The 24,660-nt window shown below is 72.2% G+C and carries 13 protein-coding genes; 3 read left to right on the top strand and 10 right to left on the bottom strand.

Annotated elements, in window-relative coordinates; all coding sequences use genetic code 11:
• Window positions 1-151: 151 nt before the first annotated feature.
• The 4 genes from ACFYTE_RS02560 to ACFYTE_RS02545 all read right to left on the bottom strand — a co-directional run bounded on the left by ACFYTE_RS02560 (window position 152) and on the right by ACFYTE_RS02545 (window position 9,411).
• On the bottom strand, window positions 152-1,555 hold the full coding sequence (locus ACFYTE_RS02560; protein WP_388703792.1) for a dipeptidase: 1,404 nt from the start codon (window positions 1,553-1,555) through the stop codon (window positions 152-154).
• Window positions 1,556-1,565: 10 nt separating this feature from the next.
• A complete protein-coding gene (locus tag ACFYTE_RS02555) occupies window positions 1,566-5,087 on the bottom strand; it encodes a UvrD-helicase domain-containing protein (protein WP_388703789.1) in 3,522 nt (1,173 codons plus the stop codon).
• 236 nt (window positions 5,088-5,323) lie between these two features.
• Entirely contained in the window at window positions 5,324-8,767 is a 3,444-nt protein-coding gene (locus ACFYTE_RS02550) for an ATP-dependent helicase (RefSeq protein WP_388703787.1), read from the bottom strand.
• A 254-nt stretch (window positions 8,768-9,021) separates the two neighbouring features.
• Entirely contained in the window at window positions 9,022-9,411 is a 390-nt protein-coding gene (locus tag ACFYTE_RS02545; protein WP_388703784.1) for an MGMT family protein, read from the bottom strand.
• Window positions 9,412-9,597: 186 nt separating this feature from the next.
• Here ACFYTE_RS02545 and ACFYTE_RS02540 point away from each other — a divergent pair, with 186 nt between their 5' ends.
• From ACFYTE_RS02540 to ACFYTE_RS02530, 3 genes are all read left to right on the top strand, one after another.
• Complete coding sequence (locus ACFYTE_RS02540; RefSeq protein WP_388703782.1) at window positions 9,598-12,339, top strand: lysylphosphatidylglycerol synthase domain-containing protein; 2,742 nt, start codon at window positions 9,598-9,600, stop codon at window positions 12,337-12,339.
• Window positions 12,340-12,442: 103 nt separating this feature from the next.
• Window positions 12,443-13,981, top strand: coding sequence for an alpha/beta hydrolase (locus tag ACFYTE_RS02535; RefSeq protein ID WP_388704047.1), 1,539 nt, complete (start codon window positions 12,443-12,445; stop codon window positions 13,979-13,981).
• Window positions 13,982-14,161: 180 nt separating this feature from the next.
• Window positions 14,162-15,679 (top strand): alpha/beta hydrolase, encoded by a 1,518-nt coding sequence (locus ACFYTE_RS02530; RefSeq protein WP_388704044.1) that lies wholly within the window; start codon window positions 14,162-14,164, stop codon window positions 15,677-15,679.
• A gap of 95 nt (window positions 15,680-15,774) precedes the next feature.
• Here ACFYTE_RS02530 and moeZ read toward each other — a convergent pair whose 3' ends face one another.
• From moeZ to pelF, 6 genes are all read right to left on the bottom strand, one after another.
• A complete protein-coding gene (moeZ, locus tag ACFYTE_RS02525) occupies window positions 15,775-16,953 on the bottom strand; it encodes an adenylyltransferase/sulfurtransferase MoeZ (RefSeq protein ID WP_388703781.1) in 1,179 nt (392 codons plus the stop codon).
• Window positions 16,954-17,016: 63 nt separating this feature from the next.
• Window positions 17,017-17,766 carry a spherulation-specific family 4 protein gene (locus tag ACFYTE_RS02520; protein ID WP_388703778.1) on the bottom strand — a complete coding sequence of 250 codons (750 nt, stop codon included), beginning with the start codon at window positions 17,764-17,766 and terminating at the stop codon, window positions 17,017-17,019.
• Complete coding sequence (locus ACFYTE_RS02515) at window positions 17,754-18,713, bottom strand: NAD-dependent epimerase/dehydratase family protein (RefSeq protein WP_388703776.1); 960 nt, start codon at window positions 18,711-18,713, stop codon at window positions 17,754-17,756. Before ACFYTE_RS02515 ends, ACFYTE_RS02520 begins: the two co-directional genes overlap by 13 nt.
• A 175-nt stretch (window positions 18,714-18,888) precedes the next feature.
• On the bottom strand, window positions 18,889-20,628 hold the full coding sequence (gene ltrA, locus ACFYTE_RS02510) for a group II intron reverse transcriptase/maturase (RefSeq protein WP_388703772.1): 1,740 nt from the start codon (window positions 20,626-20,628) through the stop codon (window positions 18,889-18,891).
• A gap of 747 nt (window positions 20,629-21,375) precedes the next feature.
• A complete protein-coding gene (locus ACFYTE_RS02505) occupies window positions 21,376-22,875 on the bottom strand; it encodes a hypothetical protein (RefSeq protein ID WP_388703771.1) in 1,500 nt (499 codons plus the stop codon).
• On the bottom strand, window positions 22,872-24,557 hold the full coding sequence (gene pelF / locus ACFYTE_RS02500; RefSeq protein WP_388703769.1) for a GT4 family glycosyltransferase PelF: 1,686 nt from the start codon (window positions 24,555-24,557) through the stop codon (window positions 22,872-22,874). The genes ACFYTE_RS02505 and pelF overlap by 4 nt, the downstream gene beginning before the upstream one ends.
• Window positions 24,558-24,660 lie beyond the last annotated feature (103 nt).

Below are 24,660 nucleotides of genomic sequence, written 5' to 3'. Positions count from 1 at the left end.
GGGTGCTTCCAACTCCCCCGGTGGAACGGTCGGGTTCGGCGGCGGTCAGCGGGATCTGGGGTGGGAGGGAACCGGGTCGGGCGGGTACGGGGCGGGCAGGGCGGTCCTTCCAGTGTGCCGCGCGGGCGGTGCCGCCCTGCGCGGCACCGGATCAGGGCGCATGGCGCCAGTTCTGCGCGAGGTCGCCCCACAGGTGGGCGCTGGTCTCGACCCCCTTGAGCAGCAGGTCGAGCTCGACCTTCTCGTTCGGGGCGTGCCAGCCGTCGGAGGGAACGGAGATGCCCAGGAACAGCACCGGGGCACCGAGGACGTCCTGGAGGTCGGCGGCCGGTCCGGAGCCGCCCTCGCGGGTGTAGCGGACGGGTCTGCCGAAGGCGCGGCCCATGGCGCGGACGACGGACTGCAGGGCGGGGTGGTCCAGCGGGGTCAGGCACGGGCGCGTGGCGGCGCCGAAGTCGATCTCGCAGCGGATCCCGGCGGGCACCTGGTCGGCGGCCCAGGCGCGGACGGCCTTCTCGATGTGGTCGGGGTCCTGGCCCGCGACCATCCGGAAGGAGAGCTTCACCATCGCCGAGGCCGGGATGATCGTCTTGCTGCCGGGGCCCTGGTAGCCGCCGCCGATCCCGTTGACCTCGGCGGTGGGGCGGGCCCAGATGCGTTCCAGGGTGGTGTGTCCTGCCTCGCCGTGGGCGGCGTACGACTTGGCGGTACGCAGCCACTGCTCCTCGTCGAAGGGCAATTCGGCGAAGAGTTCGCGCTCGCGGTCGGTGAGTTCGACGATGCCGTCGTAGAAGCCGGGGATCGCCACGCGCGCGTGCTCGTCGTGCAGGGCGGCGACGAGGCGGGCTGCTGCGGTGGCCGGGTTGGGCACGGCGCCGCCGAACGAGCCGGAGTGGATGTCCTGGTCGGGGCCGTACAGCCGGATCTCGCACTCGGCGAGGCCGCGCATGCCGGTGCAGACGGTGGGGGTGTCCGCGGACCACATGCCGGTGTCGGAGACGATCACGGCGTCGGCGGCGAGCCGTCCGGCGTGCTCCTCGACCAGGGCCCGGAAGTGCGGGGAGCCGGATTCCTCCTCGCCCTCGATGAGCAGCTTGAGGTGGACGGCGGGGGCGGTACGGCCGGTGACGGCGAGGTGGGCGCGGACGCCGAGTGTGTGGAAGAACACCTGGCCCTTGTCGTCGGCGGCCCCGCGCGCGTACAGCCGGCCGTCCCGTACGACGGGCACGAAGGGATCGCTGTCCCAGCCGTCCTCGCGGGCGGCGGGCTGGACGTCGTGGTGGCCGTAGACGAGGACCGTGGGTGCCTCGGGGTCGTCGGCGGGCCACTCGGCGAAGACGGCCGGGGCGCCCGGCGTCTCCCAGACCTCGGTGGTCGGGAAGCCGGTCTCCATGAGCACGGCGGCGAGCCAGTCGGCGCTGCGTCGTACGTCGGGCGCGTGGTCGGGCTGGGCCGACACGGAGGGGATGCGCAGCCATGCGGCGAGGTCGTCGAGGAAGGCGGCGCGGTGCTGCTCGATGTACGCGCGGACGGCGCTGTCCGGGGTCTGGCTCATGCCATCGAGCCTATCGGCCCGCGACGGCTTCCTGATCGGGCGGTTCGTCACACCGGGCCTCCCCGGTGAGCAGTCTTTCGAGCGCCGCCCGGTCCGGCAGGCCGCCTGGTCGTTCGACCTCACCGCTGCGTACATAGAGGAAGGCGGCGGTGACGGCTTCGGGCGGTACGCCCTGCTGCTCGGCCCAGGCGATCCGGTACACCGCCAGCTGGAGCGGGTCGGCGCTGTGCCCGCGGCCGGTCTTCCAGTCGACGATCTCGTAGGTGGCCGTGGCGCCGTCGCCGTGCTTGTAGACGGCGTCGATCCGGCCGCGCACGAGGCGTCCGGCGAGGGCGAGCTGGACGGGGACCTCTACGCGGTAGGGCGTGCGGTGTGCGTACTCGGTGCGTTCGAAGGCCTCTTTGAGGGCTTCGAGGTCGCGTTCGTCGGCGATCTCGGCCTCGGTGCCGGGCAGTTCCTCCGGTTCCAGCATCGGCAGCGTCAACGCTTCGTAGCGGGCCTCTACCCAGGCGTGGAACCGGGTGCCTCGACGCGCGGCCGGTTGCGGGGGGCGCGGCATGGGGCGTGCGAGTTCCTGTGCGAGCCCGTCGGGGTCGGCGGCGAGGCGCAGCAATTGGGTCGCGGTCAGCGTGGCCGGCAGGGGGACGTCCGTCACGGTCTCCCGCGCGCGCAGCAGCTCTCCGGTGAGCGCATCGAGGTCGCGGTCCCAGGAGGCGACGGCGCGGGCTTCTTCGGGGGTGAGCTGGGTGGGGCCGGGCTGCGTGGGGTGGGGGCGGGCAGGCGTCGGCGGGACGGGTGCGCCCGCTTGGTGCGGGAGCGTCGGCCGGTCGGTGGCCCACGAGTCCCAGTCGGCCGGGTCCTCCGTGAACGGGGGCTCGTCCTCGTACGGAGCGAACTGCGGCTCGTCCTCATGGCGGGTGTAGGAGGGCTCGGCGTCGAGAGGTGCGTCGTCGTCGGGCGGCGTGGGCCAGTCCGGGTCGTCGGGGGCGTCCGGGTCGTGGACGGCCGCTGGATGGGCGTCCACGCGGGAGGAGAGGCCGTCCAGGTGGGCGAGGACCGTCTCGGCGGCGGCCCGGCGGCGGGCGAGGGCGGCGGCGTCCAGGGGCAGCGGCCAGGCCCGGTCGGCGGTCGCCTCGTGCAGGGCCGGGTTCTCCTCGCCCTCCTCGGGTTCGTCCGCCCACGCCTCGATCTCGCCGTGTCCGGCGGCGCAGTGGTCGTGCAGCGCGCGCAGGAAGTCGGAGGGGCCGCGTGGCTTCTTCTGGGCGGGGCCCCACCAGTGACCGGAGCCGAGGAGCAGGGAGCGGGGGCGGGTGAAGGTGACGTAGCCGAGGCGTAGCTCCTCGGTGTGCTGGTGGTCCTTCATGGCCTCGTGGAAGGCCTTCATGCCGCGCGCGTCCCAGGCGGCGATGTCGGGCAAGGTCTCGGCGTCGCCGCGCAGCGCGTGCGGCAGCACCTTGGCCTGCGAGGTCCATTTCTCCCGGCCCTGGGCGCTGGGGAAGGTCCCGGTGACCAGGCCGGGGACGGCGACGACGTCCCATTCCAGGCCCTTGGACTTGTGGGCGGTGAGCACCTTGACGGTGTTCTCGCCTCCGGGGAGGGCGTTGTCGAGGCCCTTCTCGTACTGGGCCGCGGTGCGCAGGAAGCCCAGGAAGGCGAGCAGGGTGGCCTCGCTCTCGTTGGCGGCGAAGGAGGCGGCGACGTCCAGGAAGTTCGACAGGGTCTCGCGGCGGCGGGCCGCCAGGGCGTGCGGGGAGGCGGACAGTTCCACTTCGAGGCCGGTCACGGCGAGGACGCGGTGCAGGACGTCCATCAGCGGGTCGGACAGGGAGCGCCGCAGTTCCCGCAGTTCGGTGGCGAGGCGGGCGAAGCGCACGCGCGCGTCCGTGGAGAAGGGCAGCCCGTCGTCGGCGCCGTCCGCGTCGATAGGGGACTCCAGGAATGTGTCGAGGGCGTCCGCGAGCGATATCACCTCGGACGGGTCGACCCCCTCGACGGCCTCGGCGAGCCTGCGGTCGGGGTCGTCGTCGGCGGCCACGCGCGCGTGGGACACGAGGAGGCGGGCGCGCCGCCCCAGCAGGGCGAGGTCGCGGGCGCCGATGCGCCAGCGGGGGCCGGTCAGCAGGCGGACCAGGGAGGCGTTGGCGCCGGGGTCCTGGAGGACTTCGCAGACGGCGACGAGGTCGGCGACCTCGGGCAGGTGCAGCAGCCCGGACAGGCCGACCACCTCGACGGGGATGTCGCGGGCGACGAGCGCGCCCTGGATCTCCGCGAAGTCGGTCGCCGTACGGCACAGGACGGCGATCTCGCCGGGTGCCGTCCCGGTGTGCACGAGGTGGGCGACGGAGTCGGCGATCCACGCGATCTCCTCGGCGTGGGTGCGCAGCAGGGCGCAGCGGACCGTGCCGTCGCGCTCGGCTCCGGGGGCCGGGCGCAGGGCCTCCACGCCCGCGTGCAGTGCGCGCAGGGGCTCGGCGAGGCCGTTGGCGAGGTCGAGGAGACGGCCGCCGCTGCGGCGGTTCTCGCTGAGCGCCTGGCGGGTGGCGGGACGGCCGTCGGCGTGTGCGAAGTGCTCGGGGAAGTCGTCCAGGTTCGCGACGGAGGCGCCGCGCCAGCCGTAGATCGCCTGGCAGGGGTCGCCGACGGCGGTCACGGGGTGGCCGGTGCCGCCGCCGAACAGACCGGCCAGCAGGACGCGCTGGGCGACCGAGGTGTCCTGGTACTCGTCGAGGAGCACCACGCGGAACTCCTCGCGCAGGGCGCGGCCGACGTCGGGGATCTCGGCGAGGGCGGCTGACAGGGCGATCTGGTCGCCGAAGTCGAGCAGGTCGCGGTCGCGTTTCACGGCCCGGTAGCGCAGCACCACCCCGGCGAGTTCGCGGCGTGCCGCGGCCGTCTCGGGGACCTTGCGCAGGTCGGCGTTGGTGAGTTTGGCGCCCTCCAGGGTGTGCAACAGCCCGGCGTCCCAGGTGCGCAGGTCCTCGGGGCGTACGAGGTGCTCGGCGAGTTCGGCGTCGAGCGCGAGCAGGTCGCTGACCAGGTCGGCGAAGGAGCGGGTGAGCGCCGGGTAGGGGCCGGGGGCCTCGCGCAGCACGCGCGCGGCGAGCTGGTAGCGGGTGGCGTCGGCGAGCAGCCGGGACGTCGGTTCCAGCCCGATGCGCAGGCCGTGGTCGGTCAGCAGGCGGCCCGCGAAGGCGTGGTACGTGGAGATGACCGGCTCCCCCGGCGGGTGGTCCGGGTCGATGGTGTCGGGGTCGGTGACGCCGGCCTTGACGAGCGCCTTGCGAACGCGGTCGGCGAGTTCCCCGGCGGCCTTGTTGGTGAAGGTCAGGCCGAGGACCTGCTCGGGGGCGACCTGGCCGGTGCCCACGAGCCAGACCACGCGGGCCGCCATGACCGTGGTCTTGCCCGACCCGGCTCCGGCCACGATCACCTGCGGGGCGGGCGGCGCGGTGATGCAGGCCGTCTGCTCCGGGGTGAACGGGATGCCGAGCAGCTCCTTGAGCTGCTCGGGATCGGTGATACGGGCGGGCATGTCGCAGAGGCTATCGGCGGGCACTGACAGTCGGTGCCGGGTCCCGCTGCGGGGGCGGATCGTGCGGCCGGGTCGGAAGGGGCGCGGATCGGTCGCCCGGGCGCCGCGGATCGGTACGGGCGCCGGCGGCCGGCACGGGCGTCGCGGGTCGGTCCCGGCGCCGCGGGAGGGCCCGGGTGGTGGGGCGGGTCACAGCGGTGGTCGTCGCGGAACGGCGCGGCGGCAGGCGGCGCGGGTCACTCGACCACGTGCCGTCCTTCGGGCCGCGCGCTGCACGACGCCCGGAACGCGCAGTGGGCGCAGTGCTGTCCGGTGGTCGGCGTGAACCGCTCGTCGAGCACCTTGCCCGCGGCGGTGGCGAGCAGTTCGCCGATCCACTCGCCCTCCAGAGGGTCCTGGGCCTGCACCTTGGGCAGGCTGTCGCCGCCGTCCCGCTTGGGCGCGCCCTGGCGCAGGTGGACGAGTTCGGCACCGCCGGGTTCGGGGCGCGTGCCGTCGAAGGCGTCGTCCACGGCGCCCTCGCGGACGGCCAGCTGGTAGACGGCCAGCTGGGGGTGGCGGGCCACCTCGGCCGTGCTGGGCGCCTGCTTGCCCGTCTTGAAGTCGACCACGTACGCGCGTCCCTCACCGTCCGTCTCCACACGGTCCATCTGGCCGCGGATGCGCACTTCGTAGTCGCCCGCTTCGAGGCTGACGTCGAAGTCGTGCTCGCTGGTCACCGGCTTGCGCCCCGCGCGGGCGCCGTTGGAGTCGACGTGCCACGTCAGGAAGCGTTCGAGTGCCACGCGCGCGTTCTCCTTCTCCTGCGCCGACTTCCAGGGCGCGTCGAAGGCGAGCGCGTTCCACACCGACTCCAGGCGCTCCATCAGGACGTCGAGGTCGGCGGGGGTGCGTCCGGAGGCGACCTCGTCGGCGAGGACGTGCACGACGTTGCCGAAGCCCTGGGCGGTGGTGGCCGGTGCGTCGGCCTTCACCTCGCGGCCGAGGAACCACTGGAGGGCGCAGGTGTTGGCGAGTTGGTCGAGGGCACTGCCGGACAGCACGACGGGCTGGTCGCGGTCGCGCAGCGGCACCCTGCTCGCGGTCGGCTCGTACATGCCCCACCAGCGGTCGGGGTGCGCCGACGGGACGAGGGGGCGGCCTTCCTCGTCGCCGAGCGCGGCGAGCCGGGCCAGGCGACGGGCGGCGGCCTCCCGCAGCGCGGCGGACGCGCGCGGGTCGACCGTGGTGGCGCGCAGCTCGGCGACCAGCGCGGCCACCGACAGGGGACGGCGCGGGCGACCGGTGACGTCCTGCGGGTCGACGCCCAGCTCGGTGAGGAATCGGGACGGCCGGTCGCCGTCGTCCGCGGGCGCCTTCACCGCGGTCACGACGAGACGTTCACGCGCGCGCGTGGCGGCCACGTAGAACAGGCGGCGCTCCTCGGCGAGCAGCGCCCCGGGGGTGAGGGGTTCGGCGAGCCCGTCGCGGCCGATGCGGTCGGCCTCCAGGAGTGAGCCGCGGCGGCGCAGGTCCGGCCACAGGCCCTCCTGGACGCCGGCCACGACGACCAGGTGCCACTCCAGGCCCTTGGCGCGGTGGGCGGTCATCAGCCGGACGGCGTCGGGGCGCACGGCGCGAACGGCGAGCGTGTCCGCGGCGATGTCCTCGGCTTCGATCTCCTCCAGGAAGTTGAGGGCGCCGCGGCCCCCGGTGCGCTCCTCCGCCCGCGCGGCGGTCGCGAACAGGGCGCACACGGCGTCGAGGTCGCGGTCGGCGTTGCGGCCGGCCGCTCCGCCGCGCCGGGCGGCCCGTGCCAGGCGACCGGGCCAGGGCGTGCCCTCCCACAGGGCCCACAGCGCCTCCTCGGCGGTGCCGCCGCTCGCGAGGCGCTGTCGGGCCTTCCTCAGCAACGCGCCGAGTCGCTGGGCTCCCCGGGCGTACGCCGGGTCGTGCGCGACCAGCCGTTCGGGCTCGGCGAGCGCCCGCGCGAGCAGCACGTCCGAGGGCGGCGGCAGCGGGTTGCCCGCCGTCCTCTCCTCCTCGCGCAGGGCCCGGCCGAGCCGGCGCAGATCGGCGGCGTCCATGCCGGCCAGCGGTGAGACGAGCAGGGTCAGCGCGGTCTCGGTGTCGAGCCAGGAGGTCTCCTGCCGGGCGGGCTCGACGGCGTCCCCGGAGCGCCGCTCTGCAAGGGCCCGCTCCCCGGAGGTCCCCACGCGGGGCTCCTCCCCGGGCGCCCCCTCGTCGGGGGCCTCGCCGTCACGGGGCTGCTCGTCCTGCCGCGCGCCTTCTTCGGCCGCCCGCGCCGCCTCTGCCGTGGCCACCGCCCGGAGCGCCGTCAGCAGCGGTGCGACCGCCGGTTCGTGGCGCAGCGGCAGGTCGTCGCCGTCGATGTCCAGGGGCACGCCGGCCGAGGTGAGGGCCCGGCGGACGGTGGGGATGGTGCGGGATCCGGCACGCACCAGGACCGCCATCTCGTGCCAGGGCACGCCGTCCTCCAGGTGTGCCCTGCGCAGGATGTCGGCGATGTTGTCCAGCTCGGTGCCGGCCGTGGGGTACGTGCAGACCTCGACGCGGCCGGTGTCGCGCACCGGGGCGAGTTCACGGTGGGCGCGCACCTTGTCGGCCGGTAGGCGGGTCAGGGGCATGCGCTGGGTCAGCAGCCGGGTGGCGGCCAGCAGGGCGGCCCCGGAGCGGCGTGCGGTCCGCAGCACCTCGACGGGGGCCGGGCGGCCGTCCCCGCGCGGGAAGGCCGCCGGGAAGTCCAGGATGCCGTTGACGTCGGCGCCCCGGAAGGCGTAGATCGACTGGTCGGGGTCGCCGAAGGCGACCAGGGTGCGGCCGCCGCCGGCGAGGGCGTGCAGCAGGCGCACCTGGGCCGGGTCGGTGTCCTGGTACTCGTCGACGTACACGGCGTCGTACCGGGCCGCGAGGCGGGCGGCGGCCTCGGGCCGGTCGGCCAGCAGCACCGCGCGGTGGACGAGTTCCGCGTAGTCGAGGACGCCCTGCTGGTCGAGCACATCGAGGTATTCGGCGAGGAAGGCCGCGGCGGCCCGCCAGTCGGGGCGGCCGATGCGGCGTGCGAAGGCGTCCAGGGTGGCCGGGCCGAGGCCCAGCTCCCGGCTGCGGGCGAGGACGGCACGGACCTCGTCGGCGAAGCCCCGGGTGGTCAGGCAGGCGCGCAGTTCGTCCGGCCAGCGCACATGGGCGAGGCCGAGCCGCTCCAGGTCCGGCTGGCCCGCCAGCAGCTCGCGGACGGTCACATCCTGCTCGGGGCCGGACAGCAGCCGCAGCGGCTGCACGAACAGGTCGCTGTCCTGGTGGGCGCGGACCAAGGCGTAGGCGTACGAGTGGAAGGTGGTCGCGCGGGGTGCGCGGGCCGCGCCCACCCGCCGGGCCATGCGATCGCGCAGTTCGAGCGCGGCCCTGCGGCTGAAGGTCAGCACCAGGATCCGCTCGGGGTCCGCGCCGCGGGCGATCCGCGCGGCCACGGACTCCACCAGCGTGGTGGTCTTGCCGGTGCCGGGACCCGCGAGGACCAGCAGGGGTCCGGACCGGTGGTCAACCACCGCGCGCTGCGCGGCGTCCAGACGAAGGGGATCCGGCTCGGCCGGCGGGGTGCGGACCAGTCGGTAGGCGCCACGGCTCCCCTGCCGCATCTCTTGGTGCGGCAGGTGTCTGGTGGTGGAGGAGGAGCTCACGTGGTTCGCCGGTCCTGGTGCTCGTACTCGTCTGGCTGCCCCGCGTGCAGGGTGGTGGCTGCGGGGTGAGGGGGACACGCGCAGCCGACGCTACGCCGACGCGAGGTACGGAAGCAGGACTTCCGCTTCTTCTCACGCGCCTCCCACGGCGCATGAGCCCCATAACCCACGAACGTACGTCATGTCACGGAAGTCCCCGGTGTCCCCCGAACGGGCCATGGGTTCCCCCAATGGGCCCTCGATGGCGGAAGCTGTCAGGTGTGACCCTGTGCGCTCTCGCCGCCGTCCCACCGGGCTCGTCTCATGTCGAGCCGCGGCAGGTGGCCCTCGGCGGCCCTGCCCGCCTCCTTCAGTGGTGTGCCCTCCGCGCGGTAGTGGCCGAGCGCGCGCAGTTCGTGGCCCGGGAGCAGCAGCCCGTCGGCCCGCACGACGCGCCACCACGGCACGGCTCCCCCGTAGAGGGCCATCACCCGGCCGACCTGGCGCGGGCCGCCCTCCGCCAGCCACTCGGCGACGTCCCCATACGTCATGACCCGCCCGGGCGGGATCCGTTCGGCGACGTCGAGGACCCGCTCGGCATACTCCGGCAGCGCGTCCGCGTGCCCCTGCGCACCCGCCTCCTCCGGAAGGCTCTCCTCGCTCATTCGCCCCATCCTGCCCCACCCCACCGACAACGCGGCGCGAGCGGCGTCATGCCCGCCCCTCGCCCTGCGGCGGCGTTTCCGGCACACTGTGCGCCCCCGCATGTGCACCCTGATGACCCTGTGTGTCGGAGGGTCATGCCACCATCGTGCGGGCGGTGACCGGTGATACGAGACCAAGAAGAGACCATGAAGCAGCAGGGCGTGCACGCCGAGGGCGCGGAGGGCACCTCCGACGCCGGGGCGCGCCCGGACGCCGCCCAGACGCACGGCACGAGCCCCGCCGAGGCGGACAACGGCACCGGCGCCGCGCACCTCGCCGACTGCCCGGACGACGCCCACGCCGACGAGGTCGAGGGCGACGAACCCCTGCTCCCCGCGCGCGTGCACCGGCCCTCCGACCTGATGCGCCTCCTGGTGGGCGTGCTCGCGATCGCGGTGCTCCTGGCCATCGCCGCCTTCGCCCACGGCACCACCTCGGGCCTGGAACAGGACATCAACAAGGGCACCGGCCAGGCTCCGGACCTGCTGATCAAGATCGCGGGGCTGGCGTCGAGCATCGCCATCCTCCTGGTGCCGGTCGCGTTCGCGATCGAGCGGCTGATCAAGCGGGACGGGCTGCGCATCGCCGACGGCGTCCTGGCGGCGGTCCTCGCGCACGGGGTGACGCTCGCCACCGACCTATGGGTCGCCAGGGCCGCTCCGAACTCGATCCAGGAAGCGCTCACCCAGCCCTCCCCCGGCGACATCCACGCCCTGACCGACCCGGTGCACGGCTATCTGGCCCCCGTCATCGCGTACATGACGGCCGTCGGCATGTCCCGCAGACCGCGCTGGCGCGCCGTGCTGTGGATCGTGCTGCTGCTCGACGCGTTCTCCATGCTCGTCACCGGCTACACGACGCCGTTCTCGATCATCCTGACGGTGCTGATCGGCTGGACCGTGGCCTACGGGACGCTGTACGCGGTCGGCTCCCCGAATGTCCGCCCGACCGGGCGCACGCTGATGGCGGGCCTGCGCCACGTCGGCTTCCATCCGGTCTCCGCCGCCCGGGAGGAGGCCGCGGACACCGAGAACGGCGACCGCGGACGGCGCTACTTCGTGACCCTGGAGGACGGTCCGCCCCTGGACGTCACCGTCGTCGACCGGGAGCAGCAGGCCCAGGGCTTCTTCTACCGGGCGTGGCGCAATCTGACCCTGCGCGGCTTCGCCACCCGCTCCAGCCTGCAGTCGCTGCGCCAGGCACTGGAGCAGGAGGCGCTGCTGGCGTACGCCGCCATCGCGGCAGGCGCCAACGCGCCCAAACTGATCGCGACCTCCGAGCTGGGCCCGGACGCCGTCATGCTCGTCTACGAGCACACCGGCGGGCGCACGCTCGACTCACTGGCCGACGAGGAGATCACCGACGAGCTGCTGCGCCACACCTGGCACCAGGTGCAGGCATTGCAGTCGCGACGCATCGCGCACCGCAGGCTCGCGGGCGACGCCATCCTGGTGGATCGGTCCGGTTCGGTGATCCTCACCGATCTGCGCGGCGGCGAGATCGCGGCCGGAGATCTGCTGCTGCGCATGGATGTCGCCCAGCTCGTGACCACGCTCGGACTGCGGGTGGGTGCCGAGCGGGCGGTGGCCTCCGCGGTCGGCGTCCTCGGCCCCGACGCGGTCGCCGACTGTCTGCCGATGCTCCAGCCCATCGCGCTGACCCGCTCCACGCGCGCGACGCTGCGCAAACTGGCCCGCGAGCGGGCGCAGCGCGAGCGCGAGGCGGTCCTGGAGGCCTCCCGGCAGGACAAGCAGACCCGTCTGGAGGTGGTCCCGGATGACACCGGGACCACCCTGGAAAAGCCCGACAAGAAGACGGTGCGCGCCGAGCAGCGGGCCGAGAAACGGGCCATCGACGAGGCCCTGGAGGAGGCCCGCGAAGACGATCTGCTCACCCAGATCCGGCACGAGGTGCTGCGCATCAGGCCGCAGGCACCGGTGGAGCCGGCCCGGCTGGAACGGGTCCGGCCACGCACGCTGATCAGCTTCATCGCGGGCGCCATCGGCGCGTACTACCTGCTGACACAGCTCACGCACATCGAGTTCGGCACGCTCTTCGCGCAGGCCCAGTGGGGCTGGGTCGCGGCGGCGGTGCTGTTCTCGGCGCTCAGTTACGTCGCCGCCGCGATGGCGCTCCTGGGCTTCGTGCCCGAGCGCGTGCCGTTCCTGCGGACCGTGGGCGCGCAGGTCGCCGGGTCGTTCGTGAAGATCGTGGCGCCGGCCGCGGTCGGCGGTGTGGCCCTCAACACACGCTTTCTGCAGCGCGCCGGCGTGCGCCCAGGGCTCGCGGTGGCGAGCGTCGGCGCGTCGCAGTTGTTCGGGCTCGGCTGCCACATTCTGATGCTGCTGTCCTTCGGCTATCTGACCGGCACCGAGAAGACCCCGTCGCTGTCCCCGTCCCGGACGGTCATCGCGGGCCTGCTGACGGTGGCGGTGCTCGTCCTCGTGGTGACCTCGGTGCCGTTCCTGCGAAAATTCGTCGTCACGCGCGTGAGGTCGCTGTTCGCGGGCGTCGTGCCGCGCATGCTCGACGTGTTGCAGCGCCCGCAGAAGCTGGTCACGGGCATCGGCGGGATGCTGCTGCTCACCGCCTGCTTCGTGATGTGCCTGGACGCCTCGATTCGCGCGTTCGGCGACGGGTCCACCTCGCTCAGCATCGCCAGTGTCGCCGTCGTCTTCCTGGCCGGCAACGCCCTCGGTTCCGCGGCGCCGACTCCGGGCGGGGTGGGCGCCGTGGAGGCCACGCTGACCGTCGGACTGATCGCCGTCGGGCTCCCCAAGGAGGTCGCCGCACCGGCCGTGCTGCTGTTCCGGCTGCTCACGCTGTGGCTGCCGGTGCTGCCGGGCTGGCTGGCCTTCAACCACCTCTCCCGCCGGGGCTCCCTCTAGAAAGCCGGGGAGAACGCCGGGACGCGGCCCGGCCAACAGGTCGGCTCGTACCTCGTACGGCCCGCGGCCCCGAGCGCCCCGGCGTGCGTCGCCCCAGGATGGGATCATGAAGCCCTCCCGGATCCGCGCCACCGTGGCCGCCGCCGTCCTGCTGCCCTCCCTGCTCGTGGCCTGCGGCGGCGGCTCGAAGGCCGGGGACCTGTCGGCCCAGAAGCTGGACTGGAAGGACTGCCCGGCCCCCTCCCAGGCAGAGGGCGGCGGCAACGCCCCCTCGCCGCTGCCGGGCAGCGGCCCCTGGCAATGCGCCACCCTGGAGGCTCCCCTGGACTGGAGCAACCCGAAGGGCGACACCATCGGGCTCGCCCTCATCCGGGCCAGGGCGAGCGGCGACCCGGCCCAGCGGATCGGCTCGCTCATCTTCAACTTCGGCGGGCCCGGCGGCAGCGGCGTCACCACGCTGCCCGCCTTCGCCTCGGACTACACGAAGCTGCGCACGCGCTACGACCTGGTGAGCTTCGACCCGCGCGGCGTCGGCCGCAGCGCCCCCGTCAAGTGCAAGACCGACGCACAGCTCGACGTGTACTTCCAGCAGGACGCGACGCCCGACGACGCCACCGAGCGGGCCGAACTGGTGAACCGGACCAAGGGGTTCAACGCGGCCTGCGAGAAGAACTCCAAGACGATCCTGCCGTATGTGCGCACCACGGACGCCGCCCGCGACATGGACCTGATGCGCCAGGTCCTCGGCGACACCAAGCTGCACTACTTCGGCATCTCCTACGGCACCGAACTCGGCGGCGTCTACGCCCACCTGTTCCCCAGGAAGGTGGGACGGGCCGTCTTCGACGCGGTCGTCGACCCCACCAATACCCCCGAGCAGAACGCGCTGGGCCAGGCCAGGGGCTTCCAGCACGCGCTCGACAACTTCGCCGACGACTGCACCTCGAAGGTCACCGAGTGTCCGATCGGCGACACCCCGCAGGACGTCAAGAACCGCATCGTCAAACTCCTCGCCGACCTCGACAAGAAGCCGATCCCGGGCATCTTCCCGCGCCAGCTCACCCAGACCGCCGCCACCAACGGCATCGCACAATCTCTGTACTCCAAGGATTTCTGGGAGTACCTGACCGAGGGGCTGGACGAGGCGTACGACGGCGACGGCAGGATCCTGATGCTGCTGTCCGACTCGTTGAACGGCCGCAACGAGAACGGCGAGTACAGCAACCTCACCTCCGCGAACATGGCCATCAACTGCGCCGACGAGAAACCGCGGTACACCGTCGACCACATCCAGCGGAAGGTGCCCGAGTTCCGCGCCGCCTCCCCGCTGTTCGGGGACTTTCTGGCCTGGGGCATGATCAGCTGCACCGACTGGGCGGTGCCGGGCGCCGCCGACCACCCCGACGTGAGCGCGCCCGGATCCGCGCCGATCGTCGTCGTGGGCAACACCGGCGACCCGGCGACCCCGTACGAGGGCGCGCGGAGGATGGCGGACGCGCTCGGCAAGGGCGTCGGCATCCAGCTGACGTACAAGGGGCAGGGGCACGGCGCGTACGACAGCAAGAACAAGTGCGTGCAGGACGCCGTGAACGGCTATCTGCTGGACGGGAAGCTGCCGACCGCCGGCGAGGTCTGCTCCTGACCCACCATCAGATTCGATTAGCCGCAGGTCAGAGCGTTATCCACAGGCTGTCACGGGTCCGGCTCGATCCGCCTACTATGGCCTGACCGCTCTCCGCGACCGACGTGCGGAGGGCTTGCGAGGGGGGTGCACGAGGTGCGTTTCGTACGGTGGACGGCCGCGGTCGCGGCAGCGGTGCTGATGGCCGGATGCGGCGGTGGGTCGTCCGACAACAGTGGAGACACAGGCGCGGGCGCGGGTGACGGAAAGGACCGGTCGGCTCCGTCGTCGACGGCACCGGCCGGACCGTCCACCGCCGGGCTGCCCTCCTCACTCACCACGCAGAAGCCCGACTGGGGCCGTTGCAAGGCCACCGCGGACTCGGCGGCGCCGAGTGCCGACTGGCAGTGCGGGACGCTCAAGGCCCCGCTGGACTGGTCGAAGCCGGACGGCCCGACGATCGATGTCGCACTGATCCGGGCGCGGGCCACCGGCGACGACCGCATCGGATCGCTGCTCTTCAACTTCGGCGGCCCGGGCGGCTCGGGCGTTTCGATGATGCCGTACTACGCCACGACGGTCGCCGAGCCGCACGAGCGGTACGACCTGGTGAGCTTCGACCCGCGCGGGGTCGGGGCCAGCGAGGGTGTCCGCTGCCGCGGCGACCGCGACATCCAGGCCGCCGAGACCGTGGACAACACCCCCGACACCCCGGCCGAGGAAAAGGCGTACCTCCAGGACGCCGCCGGCTTCGGCAAGGGCTGCGCACGCGCCGCCGGAAAGCTGATGGCGCATGTCTCGACGGCCGACACCGCCCGCGACATGGACCTGATGCGCCAGGTCCTCGGCGACACCAAGCTGCACTACTTCGGCATCTCCTACGGCACCGAACTCGGCGGCGTCTACGCCCACCTGTTCCCCAAGAACGTGGGCCGGATCATCCTGGACGCGGTCGTCGACCCGACCGCCGACACGGTGGGACACGCCAAGAACCAGGCCCTGGGCTTCCAGCGGGCCCTTGACGACTACCTGAAGTCCACCGGTCAGGACCCCGCGGAGGGAACCCGGAAGATCGCGGACCTGTTGGACCGGCTCGACGCCCAGCCGCTGCCGGCGACGTCGGGGCGCAGGCTCACCCAGTCGCTCGCGGTCACCGGCATCGCCCTGCCGCTGTACAGCAGGTCCCGCTGGCCGGAGCTGACCGAGGCGCTGAAGACGGCCGAGCAGGGTGACGGCTCACGGCTGCTGTCCCTCGCCGACGACTACAACGAGCGTCACTCCTCAGGGCGCTACGGCACGTCGTCCCACGCGCAACGGGTCATATCGTGCCTGGACGACAGGCAGCGGCCCACGCCGGAGGAGACGAAGAAGCTGCTGCCGGAGTTCGCGGAGATCTCCCCGGTGTTCGGGAAGTTCCTGGGCTGGGACACGGCCGGCTGGTGTCACGACTGGCCGGTGGCCGGGCAGTACGACACCCCGGAGGTCGGTGCGCCGGGTGCGGCGCCGATCCTGTTGGTCGGCAACACCGGCGACCCGGCGACGCCGTACGAGGGCGCCCGCAGGATGGCGGACGAGCTGGGCAAGGGCGTCGGTGTGGAGCTGACCTGGAAGGGCGAGGGACACGGGGCGTACGGCAAGGGGAGCGACTGTGTCGATACGACGGTGAACGCCTACCTGCTGGACGGAACGGTGCCGAAGGACGGCAAGGTCTGCGCCTAGCGGCCCACGGAGCGCGGGCCCCGGGCATGGGCCGGGCAGCGGAAAGGGGCCCGGCCGCGGTGCCGGGCCCCTCCGGAATCGGTGAGGGCGTTCGCCTAGTAGACCGGCTTGTCCGGCTCGATCTGGTTGACCCAGCCGATCACGCCGCCGCCGACGTGCACGGCGTCGGCGAAGCCCGCGGACTTCAGCACCGCGAGGACTTCGGCGCTGCGCACGCCCGTCTTGCAGTGCAGGACGATCTTCTTGTCCTGCGGAAGGCCCTCCAGGGCGGAGCCCATGAGGAACTCGTTCTTCGGGATGAGCGTGGCGCCCGGGATGGAGACGATCTCGTACTCGTTCGGCTCGCGGACGTCGATGATCTCGATGTTCTCGCCGTCGTCGATCCACTCCTTGAGCTGCTTGGGAGTGATCGTCGAGCCGGCGGCCGCCGCCTGGGCCTCCTCGGAGACGACGCCGCAGAATGCCTCGTAGTCGATGAGTTCGGTGACGGTCGGGTTCTCGCCGCACACCGCGCAGTTCGGGTCCTTGCGGACCTTGACCTGGCGGTACTGCATCTCCAGGGCGTCGTAGATCATCAGGCGGCCGACCAGCGGCTCACCCGTGCCGGTGAGGACCTTGATCGCCTCGGTGACCTGGATGGAGCCGACGGACGCGCACAGCACGCCGAGAACGCCGCCCTCGGCGCAGGAGGGCACCATGCCGGGCGGCGGGGGCTCCGGGTAGAGGCAGCGGTAGCAGGGGCCGTGCTCGGACCAGAACACCGAGGCCTGGCCGTCGAAGCGGTAGATCGAGCCCCACACGTACGGCTTGTCGAGCAGCACGCACGCGTCGTTGACCAGGTAGCGGGTCGCGAAGTTGTCCGTACCGTCGACGATCAGGTCGTACTGGCTGAAGATGTCCATCACGTTGTCGGCCTCAAGCCGCTCCTCGTGAAGGATCACGTTCACGTACGGGTTGATGCCCTTGACGGTGTCACGCGCCGACTCGGCCTTGGAGCGGCCGATGTCGGCCTGGCTGTGGATGATCTGGCGCTGCAGGTTCGACTCGTCGACCTCGTCGAACTCCACGATGCCGAGCGTGCCGACGCCCGCGGCGGCCAGGTACATCAGCGCCGGCGAGCCCAGACCGCCGGCGCCCACACAGAGCACCTTCGCGTTCTTCAGCCGCTTCTGCCCGTCCATCCCGACGTCAGGGATGATCAGGTGGCGGGAGTACCTGCGGACCTCGTCTACGGTGAGCTCAGGGGCCGGCTCGACCAGGGGTGGCAGCGACACGGGGACTCCGTTGGTCGGTCAAACACTACGGTTGTTCTCCCCGTAACACTGCCACGGCCTTTTTCATTCCGAGACACCCGTTCCGATCCGCGAGACGATGTCGTCCCAGTAGCCGGGCATCGTCTCCCAGGGGTCGATGTGGCCGCCGCGGTCGGTGCGGTCCGTGAAGTAGATCGTGGCCGCGCCCTGCCAGCGGGCGATGCGCAGCGCCTCGTCGAGATGGCCGCGGGGCACGCCGTGCACGAAGTGGCAGAAGCGGTCGGGCGGGTAGTCGGCGGTCCACTCGGCGGCCTGCGACCAGCGGTAGTCGGACCAGGTGCCGGAGAAGGTGACCAACTGGTCGGCGTTCTCGGCGTAGCCCGGGTGCGGGTGGGCGCCGTGGTCGAGGACGATGTGGGTGGCCGCGCCGAGGGTGCGCAGCGCGGTGACGGCGCGCCGGATGTCGGGCAGTTCGGCACGCTCGGTGGGGCAGCGGGCCAGCAGGAAGCCGTCGACCTGGTACCAGTCGCGGTAGCGGCGCGCGTCCCACAGCAGGTCGGCGCGGGCGCGGGCGCCGTACGCGGTGTCCAGGTGGCCGAGGACGCGGACGCCTCCGTTGCGCAGCCGCCCGGCGGCCTCCAGGCAGTGCGGGTCGGGGTGCGCGCCGGGGCCGCCCGCGACGTCGAGGACCACCCAGTGCAGGGGCGTGCCGGGGCGGGCGAGTTCGGCCCATTCGGCCGGGGCGACGAGGGGGTGCGCAAGGCCGGGGACGCCGAAGCCGGTGCGCAGAGCGGCGCGGGCGGTGCCTTCCGGGGTGCTGGTCAGATACGGCATGCGGCCTCCATCCAGATGTCGGCGAGGGATTCCTCAAGGTTGATCCGGGGGCGCCAGCCGAGCCGGTCGCGTGCGGTGCGTACGTCGGCCTGCTGCCAGCTGCCGCAGCCGTCCGGGTACGGGTACGCGACGGGCGGCGTGTGGTCGGAGTCGCCGCGGGGGTGCCCGATGGCCGGGCGCAGCGGGCCGGGAGGTCCGTCGAGTTCGTGCAGGGCGCCGCCGTATCCGGCGACGCGGGCGAGGACGGCGGCGGCGTCCCGGAGCCGGACGGCCCGGCCGGAGCCGATGTTGATGACGCCCTGCGCGGCGGAGAGCGAGGCCGCGTGCACGGCGCGGGCCACGTCGCGTACGTCGACGAAGTCGCGCTGCACGCCGAGGCCGCCCAGTTTGAGTTCGCCGTCGCCGGCCTGCATGGCGCGACGCATGGCTTCGGCGAGCCGGCCGAGCGGCGAGCCGGCCGGGGTGCCGGGCCCTGCGGGCGAGAACACGCGGAGCACGACGGCGTCCAGGCCCGATCCGAGGACCAGTTCGGTGGCGGCGAGCTTGCTGACGCCGTACGGGCCGCCGGGCCGGGGCACGGCGTCCTCGGCCGTGGAGGAGCCGGGCTGGCTGGGCCCGTACTCGGAGCCGCAGCCGAGCTGCACCAGGCGGGCGCCGCAGCCGCTGCGGCGCAGGGCCTCGCAGACCGTGGCGACGGCGACGGTGTTGTGCCGGGTCAGTTCGCGGGCACCGCCGCGGGTGGCGCCCGCGCAGTTGACGACGACGCCGGGGTGGACCGCGTCCAGGAAGCGGGTGAGCGCACCGGGGCTGCCGGTCGCGAGGTCGAAGCGGACGTCGGCGTCGTCGCCGCGGCCGAGCGCGGTGAGCTGGACGGCCGGGTCGGCGAGCAGACGGTCGGCGACGAACCGGCCGAGGTAGCCGTTGGCTCCGATCAGCAGGACCCTCATCGTTCGGCTCCCGGGGTGTGTGCTCCGGCTGCTCCGGTGGCTCCGGATGCTCCGGGTCGGGAGGTGGTCAGTCGGGTAGCCGGGGTACGTCGCCGCACCCCGGCCCCCTCAGAACCGGACGTGCGGGTTGTCCCCGCATCCGGCTCAAGCGGACCCCGGGGGCTGCTGTGGACGGTCATGCTTTCTTGGCCCTTTCATGATCGCCAGCATGGTGCCGGCGGTGACATTCGGCGTGTACGAGGCGAAGATTGCTTCGCTCATCCGATCCGCCGTCTCGCCGATAGATGAAGTGATGCTTGTGCAGTGGCTTCATCGATGCCGAGAACCAGGCCGCCCATTCCCGGGGGCTGTCGGGTTCATATTCGGCACCTGAGATCAACGGTTGCTTGCACAACGGGCAGATCCCTTTTTGGCGCGCGGCGAGCGTGATCGTTGTCTTGTCGACAAGCGATGGCAGGCTGCCACGTCGACGGATCGCCCAGTAGTCGGCCAACCGTGGGTCGTCAGGGGAGTTCGCTCCCTTGATCATCACGTGCCGGTCGATCCTGGTCCAGGCGAACTTAAATAGGTAGCTTCCGCTAGCGCGGTCGCCGTACACCCACTTGTCCCGTCTGGTTGAGTTGAATTCGCCGAAGTAGCGGGTTACTACCCAATTCTTCGACTTCAACGGGTGAGTGTGTCTGCTCCACTTGTAAGTGAGAGTCCACACATGCTTGTCCAGTGACCGGAAGGTCGCCTTGGACACCACCGTCCGGTAATACGCCGCCCAACCCTTGATGATGGGATTGAGCCTTTTCACCACGGCTGCCGCGTTCGCCCCTCGCAAGGAGAACACTTCATCCGTGAGGCGCTTCCGAACCCTCTTTACGGCCTCCTTGCTCGGTTTGATAAGGAGCTTCCCGCTGTACCGGCGGATGTTGAACCCGAGGAAGTCGAACCCTTCTTCAAGATGTACGACTTGCGTCTTTTTCTCGTTAAAGGAGACACCCCGAGGCTGCATCCACCGAGCGAGTTCGTCCTTCACACGGTAGGCCTGTTCTTCGCTGTGACAGAACACAGCGAAGTCGTCTGCGTACCGCACCAGGACGGTTGCGTCACGCCGCGTCCTGCCGTCTGATTCATTCAGGCAGCCCGCAGCGGCCTCCATACCGTGCAAAGCAATATTCAGGAGCAACGGGCTGATCACACCGCCCTGAGGAGTTCCCTCAAGTGTCGGCGCGAATCGACCACCGTCAAGCACTCCAGCCCGTAGCCAGCCTCTGATGGCTTCCCTGGCAGGGAAGTACCCGAGGCCGCTCATCAGGTGGTCGTGCGAGATGCGGTCGAATGCCGCTGTCAGGTCAGCATCGAGCACCCACAGCCGACTGGCCTTCTTCCGGGCTGCAACTGTGTAGATACGCGCGATGGCGTCATGACAACCCCGGCCGGGCCGGAAGCCGTAGCTCCGCGACTCGAACCGGGCTTCCCACTCAGGTTCCAGTGCGTTCTTCACACGGGCCTGCTGGATACGGTCTTTTACAACCGGGATCCCCAGTGGGCGCTGCTTCCCGTTGGCCTTGGGAATGTACACGCGTCGCACGGGTCTGGGCTGACTCGGTTTCTCTTTGGAGAGTTGGGCAGCCGTCTTCCCTCGCTCGCGAGGGGTGAGGACAACCTCCCCGTCAATGCCTGCCGTGCGACGGCCCTGACTCTGTTGCGTCACCCTCTTTACGCTCACGAGCGTATTGGAGTGGGAGCGCAGCATGAGCTTCTGCAAGTTGCGGACCTTTTTGAGGTCCCCGTCCTGTGCTGCCGTGAAGATCCGCTGCCTCAGTCGCCGTACCGATGCCTCGGCCTTGGCCCAGTCCACACTGTGCCATGCCTGCGCATAGTCCTCGGGTCCGTTCACCGGAGCAGCCGACTCCGACTCAGTCACCTTCGTTGTCACACCTACCTCCGATATCTAACTTGTCCTCTGGTTCTGGCTTCCTTGCTGCTTTGCTTCACAGGTCCACCTGATCCGCGTGGGCTCCCTTTCGGGTGGGCACAAGTCCCGTATCCGACGAGTTCTCTCAGGCGGCTGAGGAGTCCGCCCTGGTTCCTCTGGGCTTTCGCCCCGTCGGCATTTGCTTCTCGGATCATCCTGTCCCGCTGGAGAGTTGGGCCTTTGTTACCTCCGGCTTACCGACTTCCGCCGGACTCCAACGGGGTTTCCACGTTCCACTCCGTCAAGGTGCGACTGGGTTGGGCTCCCTCTTAACCCCGGGGTCTGCGGTGTCCATCCCCCCTCTAGACCAGAAGCCGAGGGGCACATTGCACTTTCCAGCGCCAGACCCTGCTAGCCGCCGATTACATCGCCATCGACGCGGCTTGGAGATAACGAGGCGTCATCAAGGGTTCATTTGCATTAGCCCGTCCAGCCTTCCCCTTCGCCTGTTGCCGCCCGATGGCGCGGGCCGCTCTTGGGCTTGATCAGTCCGGCTTCGCACCCCGCCGTTACCAGCGACGCACGCGAACCTGGGGACAGACCTTGGACACTGGTCCGGGACGTCCTACATCGTCATTCCTTCCTCTCGCAGAACGTCCACTTGGGCGGAGCGACTTCGTGTCGCACTCTGGTCTTCTCCTTCGAAGGGGTGATGCGGTCGCCGCCGCCCGTGGGGCCGGGCGCCTGCGCGTGGGTTCACGTCTGCTCCCCGGTCGGCGCGTGGGCCGAGGCCCGGGTCAGGGCGCGGCTCGCGTGGAGCAGCAGCGCCAGGGCGGCCGTCGCGCAGGCGAGCGTCGGGACGCCGCCCGGACCCCAGGCGTCCACCAGGGCCTCGACGGGGGTGGCCAGGAAGGCGCAGCCGGGGAGGTGGGCGGTGAGGACCAGGGCGGGCGCCAGTGCCTCGGCCGTGGCCGCGGCGGCGAGGGCCAGGCCCGCGGGGTGCGGTAGGTGGTGGACGGTGAGGAGGCGGGCGAGCAGGAGGAGGGCACCGAGGGCGAGCGTCTCGGGGTAGGCGGCGGGCTCGCGCAGGACCGCGCCGGAAAGTGCGGCCAGGGCGGCGAGCGCGCCCAGGAACAAGGCGAACGCGCCGAACAGCAACGGCCGCACAGCGGCGGCGAACTCCTTGAGGCCGCGGCTGCCGTCGAGTCTGCGGCGGGCGCGGGTGGCGAAGAGGTGGGCGCAGCAGGCCGCCGGGACGCAGGCCAGGGTGAGGGCCAGGACGGGCGCGGCGGTCATCGGCCAGGGGCCGTCCGCGGTGCCGTTCGGCAGTCCGTCGGGGCCGCCGGACAGGGCGGCCCCGAGGAGGCCGTCGCCGAGGAGGGCGTATCCGAGCAGCCACCAGGTGCCTGTGTGCGTGCCGTCTGCCGGGCGCCACGCGTGCGTGCGGTACGGCGTGCTCAGCGGGCCGCGACGCAGTGCCGTGCGGACGCCGAGTGCCACGGCGAGGACGCCCGCGGCGGCCACCAGGAGGCGGGCGCGGCCGTGGGTGAGGTGCAGGCCCGCCAAAGTGAGCCCGGTCAGGGCGCCGGGCAGGAGGGCGCGCAGTGCCCAGTCGACGCGTGCCCGGGTGGCCGGGGCGGTCCGGGCGGGCGGCGGGGGCTGGTCGCCATCGCGGGGGACGCGCGCGTACATCTCCTCGGCGAGCGAGAAGACGTCGCGGTGGCGGAAGCGGGCGGCGGTCCGGTCGGTGATGCCGTGCGCCTCCAGGCCCGCGGCGATCTCCAGCGGGTCCACGGCCCGTTCGCACAGGTCGCGGTGCCGGTGCATCAGCGTCTTCACGGGGTCCGCGGCCCCGCGCCGCCCCCTGGCTCCGCGCCTCGCGTCCGAGCCGGCACCGACCGCACCGCGGCGTCCGCCCGCATCGCGGCCGCCACCCGCCGGCCTCGCGCCGGTCAGGGTGCCGGTCGGGGTGCCGAACACCGGTCTCTCACCGGTGACATCCGTGGTGGCGTCGGTAGTCGCGTCGCCGACCGTCGTGTGTCCGTCGATGTCCTCCTGAGACCGCATGATGTCCCTCGCGTCCCTTGCCTGCGTCACACCTGCCTCGCCGGTCGCACCGGTCGCGTAAGGCCGAGCGGACTCACCCGGCTCATCCGGCTCCTTCGGTTCTCCGAAGAGCCAGCCCTCGGATCGGGCGTCCCAGGCGCCGGGGCTGGCCGGGGTTCCGGGGCGGTCCAGTTCGCCCAGGCCGCTCATCGGGCACCCTCCGTGGCCGCCACCGGGGTCGCCGCCACCGGGTCGGACGCGGTGGTGGCCCAGCCGGGGCCGCCGCGGGCGAGGACGCGGCTCGCCGGGCCGGTCCAGCGGCCGGGGATGTGCGCCTCGGCCGGGACGGCGAACGGCAGGGGTTCGCCGGAGTCGTCGAGGACCACGCGCCGCACCGGGCAGCGCGAGACGACCTCCAGGTAAATGCCGTGAAATGCCGCGATGTTCTGCTCGACCGTGAACAGTTCGAGCGCGCGGGCGCGGGCGGCTGCGCCCAGGCGCTCACGGCGCTCGGGGTCGCGCAGCAGCGCCACGCAGGCTTCGGCGAGCGCCCGCGGATTGCGCGGCGGCACGACGAGGCCCGTGCCGCCGATGACCTCGACCACCGCGCCGACGTCCGTGGACACCGTCGCACGGCCGCAGAACATCGCTTCGACGAGACCGATGGGGAAGCCCTCGACGACGCTGGACAGGACGACCACGGCACCCGAGGCGTACGCGTCGGCCAGGGTCGGGGTCTCCGGGCTGCCGATCTCCTCGAAGGACACCGGATTGTCCCCGACGGCGTGCACACCGTCCGCCTCGTCCGGGAAGAGCTGGGCGGCAAGTGCCCTGCAGTGCCCCAGATAGGCCCGGCCCTCGGGGTCCGCCGGGGCGCCCACGATCCGCAGCCGGGTCGTGGGCTGCGCCCTGCGGACCTCCGCGAAGGCGTGCAGCAGCGACACCAGGTCCTTGGCGGGCTCCACCCGGCCGACCCACACCAGCGTGTCCGCGTCGGCGCGCTCCTGCGACTCACCGACCTCGGCGAAGCGGGACGCCTCCATGCCCGGGTAGACCGTACGGATCCGGGAACGGTCCGCGCCGCACCGCTCCTGCCAGCGGCGGGCATGGGTGTTGCCCGGGGTGAGGAGCGCGGCTCGTGCGTAGATCTCGGCGGCGAGCCGGCGGTTGAAGGCGGCGAGCAGCGTCCGTACGGCGGGGGCCTCCGTCCCGGCGCCGGCGGCCAGGTAGTGCGAGCGCAGTTGTACGCCGTACTCGGTCACCAGGAGGGGCACGCCGGAGAAGTGGCCGGCGAGCAGTCCCGGCAGGGCGGCGGAGCCGCCGGCCGTCGCATGGCACAGGTCCACCGAGCCGAGGCCGTCGTCCTCGTACCAGTCGAGGGAGAGGGGGCGCAGGGCGCGTTCGAGGTGGGCCGCGACGGTGAGGAGGTCGGGGACGCGGGCCTCGCGCACCGTGCGGGGTGTGCCGGGGGCGCGGCAGGCGCGTTCCAGCGCGCGTACGGCGGTCTCGGAGCGGAGTGCGCCGACGAGTCCGCCCTCGTCGCGGGCCAGTTCCGCGAGCCCGTACAGGGCGCTGGCGAAACGGTCCGCCTGATCGTCCGAGCTGGTGCAGACGGCCCTCGCCAGATCCTCGTAGCACTCGGCGAAGCGCCGGCGCGCGCGCCGTGCGTAGCCGACCCCATCGTCCTCGGCCGTCCATAACGGTGCCGTGCGTACGCGGCTGACCTGCGGTGGAAGCGGAAGCCAGCCCTCGTCCTCCTGCTGCCTGCTGCGGCTGAGCGCGTAGATGTCGAACTCATGCTGTCCGAGCCCGCGTACGAGCCGGTCGCACCAGAGTCTGGCGTCACCGCTCACATACGGGTAGCCACCCTGCGTAAGCAGTCCGATGCGCACGTGTGCACCCCCGATCTCCCTTTTGGGGAGCCGCCGTTGTCCCGGCGGCTCACAGCGGGACGAACGTAAGCGGACAGGGCGGTGGCGCGACGGACGGTTGTCC

Origin of the sequence: Streptomyces sp. NPDC004629, assembly GCF_042873595.1 — a bacterium.
In the GTDB taxonomy this organism is placed as follows: Bacteria; Actinomycetota; Actinomycetes; order Streptomycetales; family Streptomycetaceae; genus Streptomyces.
The sequence above is the reverse complement of the archived record's forward strand: the minus strand, read 5'-3'. Positions and strand labels throughout refer to the sequence as shown.